The following is a 3,377-nucleotide window of genomic DNA, read 5'->3' as shown; positions in this document are numbered from 1 at the left end:
TGCGACGGTGCCGAGGCGATCGAGGCGGTGCGCGCGCACGGCCCGGACGTGCTGCTGCTGGACGTCCGGATGCCGGTGATGGACGGGTCTGTGGTGCGTCGACGAACCGAGCGCCGGGCGTACGCCGTCCCGCCGAGCGCCGGGGCGTCCGGCCGGCCCGAGGCCGCGTGCCGGGTGCCCGGCCGACCCGAGAGGTGGACCCACCCCATGCACACCGTCGTCCGCGGCGCCGGAGCGTTCGGCCTGGCCGCCCTGCTGCTCACCGCCGCCACCGGCTGCCAGGGCGACGGCTCCTCCGCCGCCGAGCCCGCGCCCACCTCCGCGGCCGGCGGCGCGGGGACGGGGACCGGCGCCGCCACCGGAGCGGCCGCCCAACAGCTGGACTGGCACGCCTGCTCCGCCCCCATCAGCGCCCAGGGCAGCGGCACCGCGCCCGCCGCCGAGGACTGGCAGTGCGCCACCCTCAAGGCCCCGCTGGACCACGGCACACCGGACGGTACGACGATCGACCTCGCACTGATCCGCAGCCGGGCCAAGGACGAGGAGCACCGGATCGGCTCGCTGCTGTTCAACTTCGGTGGCCCCGGCGCCTCCGGCGTGGCCACCCTGCCCGCCCTCGCCGCGAGCTACAGCTCCCTCAACTCCCGCTACGACCTGGTGAGTTTCGACCCGCGGGGAGTCGGCGCCAGCGCCGGGGTGACATGCCTGGACGACCGGGCGATGGACGCCGCCACCGCCGCCGACAGCACCCCCGAGACCCCCGAAGCGGTGAAGGCCCTGGACGCCGACAACGCGGGCTTCGCCGCCGCCTGCGAGCACAACTCCGGCGCGGTGCTGCCGTACGTGGACACCGAGAGCGCGGCGCGCGACCTGGACCTGATGCGGCAGGTTCTGGGCGACCAGAAGCTCTCCTACTTCGGCTTCAGCTACGGCACCCAGCTCGGCGGCGTCTACGCGCACCTGTTCCCGCAGCAGGTCGGACGGATGGTGCTGGACTCGGTGGTCGACCCGACCAAGGACCCGCAGCAGTCCGCGCTCGGCCAGGCCCAGGGCTTCCAGCTCGCCCTCGGCGACTTCATGAAGGCCTGCGCCGCCCAGGCCGGGACCGCCTGCCCGACCGGTGCGGGCGGCGACGACGGCACCGCGAAGGTCGAGGCACTGGTGCAGAAGCTGGCGCAGTCGCCGCTGCCCACCAAACAGGGGCGGCAGCTCACCGAGAGCCTGGCCGTCACCGGCATCGTGGGCGCCCTGTACAGCCAGGAGACCTGGCCCGCGCTGGCCGCCGGGCTCACCGAGGCGATGGAGCTGGGGACCGGCGACACGCTGCTCCAGCTCGCGGACGGGCTGAACGGGCGCGACGCGCAGGGGCACTACAACAACCTGAACGCCGCGAACCGGGCGATCAACTGCGTGGACGCCCGGCAGCGCTACTCCGACCAGGACGTGCAGCAGCAGCTGCCGCAGTTCCGCGCCGCCTCCCCGGTGTTCGGGTCCTTCACCGCCTGGGGCCTGACCGCCTGCACCGGCTGGCCCGTCCCGGGCAGGGCCGCCCACCCGGAGGTCTCCGCGCCGGGCGCCGCCCCGGTCCTGGTGGTCGGCACCACCGGCGACCCGGCGACCCCGGTGGAGGGCGCCCGCACGATGGCGCAGCAGCTCGGCGCGGGCGTCGGCGTCACCGTCACCCTGCAGGGCGAGGGGCACGGCGGCTACAACACCGGCAACCCGTGCCTGAAGCAGACCGTGGACGCCTACCTCCTGGACGGCACGGTGCCGGCGGACGGGACGACGTGCGGCTGAGCGGCCGGGCGGTGGGGAAGTGGCCCACTGCGGCAGCTGTCGATTGGCTCTGGAGAGTGGGCCACTCGGTCCACTAGCCTCTCCGGTGTGACGAACGATGTGACGAACGATATGACGACCGGCGCGCCCGCCCAGCAGCTTGCCCAGCACCTCGACCAGCACCTCGACAACGGCCACCGGGCCGACAGCGACACCGTCAAGGTCGACTTCTACTTCGACCCCGTCTGCCCCTTCGCCTGGATAACCTCCCGGTGGATCCTGGAGGTCGATCGGCAGCGCGAACTCGACCTGAACTTCCGGGTGATGAGCCTGTCCGTCCTCAACGAGGGCCGCACCGACCTGCCCGAGCGCTACCAGCGCCTGATGACCACCGGCTGGGGCCCCGTGCGGGTCTGCATCGCCGCCGCCGAACAGCACGGCCCGCAGGTACTGCGCGAGCTGTACACCGAGCTCGGCACCCGACTGCACGACCAGGACCGCGAGGCCGACGACGCCGTCATCCGCGAGGCGCTCGTGGCAGCGGGGCTGCCGGAGGAGCTGGCCGAGGCGGCGAACAGCACCGCGTACGACGAGGCCCTGCGCAAGAGCCACCACGAGGGCATGGACCCGGTCGGCGAGGAGGTCGGCACGCCGACCATCCACGTGGACGGCGTCGCCTTCTTCGGCCCGGTGCTGAGCGCCATTCCGCGCGGCGAGGACGCCGTACGGGTCTTCGAGGGCGTGCGGCTGCTGGCCGGGTACCCGAAGTTCTTCGAGCTCAAGCGGACCCGGACGGGCGGACTCGACTTCTCCTGAGCCACCCCGGCGGAGGCCGCGCCGAGCCCGCGCCGTGCCCGCGCCGTGCCCCCGCGGAGGACTGCCGCGGGCCCGGCCTCCGGCCCGTCAGCCCCGGCGGCGCTGCTTGATCCTGATCGGCCCCGACCGGGGGTGGCCGATCACGGTCAGCACCGGGGCGCCCGGCTCCGCCTGCTCGGCGGCCTTGTTGACGATGTTTCCGGTGTTGGTGCTCGACGGGTCGATGCGTACGCCCCAGCCGCGCGGGACGATCAGCCGGATGTGGCCCATGCCGGTCGACGCCTCGACCGTGATCTCCTGGTGGGGGCACACGGCCTCGGTGAAGTCGACCGTGAGCAGCGAGATCTTGGTCTCCGCGACGATCCGGCGGGGCACGGACCAGCGGCCGCTCTGCACCATGTTGTTCATCCGGGGCCGGAGCGTGAGGACCTCCTCCGCCGCGGACGCGTCCCGGGCCTCCACCCGGCCGCCGAGGTCGGCCACCAGGATGTCGAGTTCGCCGTACGTCCGCGCGGCGTAGGTGCGGTCGAGCCGCTCCTCCAATTCCCCGAGGTCGATGCGGCCGTCACCGGCGGCGACCCGCAACTGCTCGGCCACCGCCTCCCGGTCGCTGTCCCCGGCCCGGGGTTCCACGGCGGCCTCGGGCGTCTTGTGCAGGGCTGGCAGTTCCTCGTTGACCATGCGGCTACTCTAGTGCCGCATCAGGCAACGTTGGCCCTGGCGACGACTGCGCGTAGGCGTTCGTCGGCGGCGTGCTTGTTCCGCCAGATGATGTAGCGGCGGAT

General features: G+C 73.4%; 3 protein-coding genes and 1 pseudogene. 2 read left to right on the top strand and 2 right to left on the bottom strand.

Annotation, left to right across the window (positions count from 1 at the left end; translation table 11 throughout):
* The first annotated feature begins 207 nt into the window (after positions 1-207).
* On the top strand, positions 208-1,797 hold the full coding sequence (locus ACIQOV_RS33725) for an alpha/beta hydrolase (protein ID WP_401054579.1): 1,590 nt from the start codon (positions 208-210) through the stop codon (positions 1,795-1,797).
* 87 nt (positions 1,798-1,884) lie between these two features.
* Positions 1,885-2,592: a DsbA family protein gene (locus tag ACIQOV_RS33720; protein ID WP_401054577.1), complete on the top strand. Its 708-nt coding sequence runs from the start codon at positions 1,885-1,887 to the stop codon at positions 2,590-2,592.
* An 87-nt stretch (positions 2,593-2,679) separates the two neighbouring features.
* Here the strand turns inward: ACIQOV_RS33720 and ACIQOV_RS33715 are convergent, their stop codons facing one another.
* Positions 2,680-3,273 (bottom strand): DUF1707 domain-containing protein, encoded by a 594-nt coding sequence (locus ACIQOV_RS33715; RefSeq protein WP_401054575.1) that lies wholly within the window; start codon positions 3,271-3,273, stop codon positions 2,680-2,682.
* 20 nt (positions 3,274-3,293) lie between these two features.
* Positions 3,294-3,377, bottom strand: a pseudogene (locus ACIQOV_RS33710) (transposase); the annotation flags it as partial.

Source organism: Kitasatospora sp. NPDC091257 (assembly GCF_044757675.1).
Classification (GTDB): domain Bacteria; phylum Actinomycetota; class Actinomycetes; order Streptomycetales; family Streptomycetaceae; genus Kitasatospora; species Kitasatospora lactacystinica.
The sequence above is the reverse complement of the archived record's forward strand: the minus strand, read 5'-3'. Positions and strand labels throughout refer to the sequence as shown.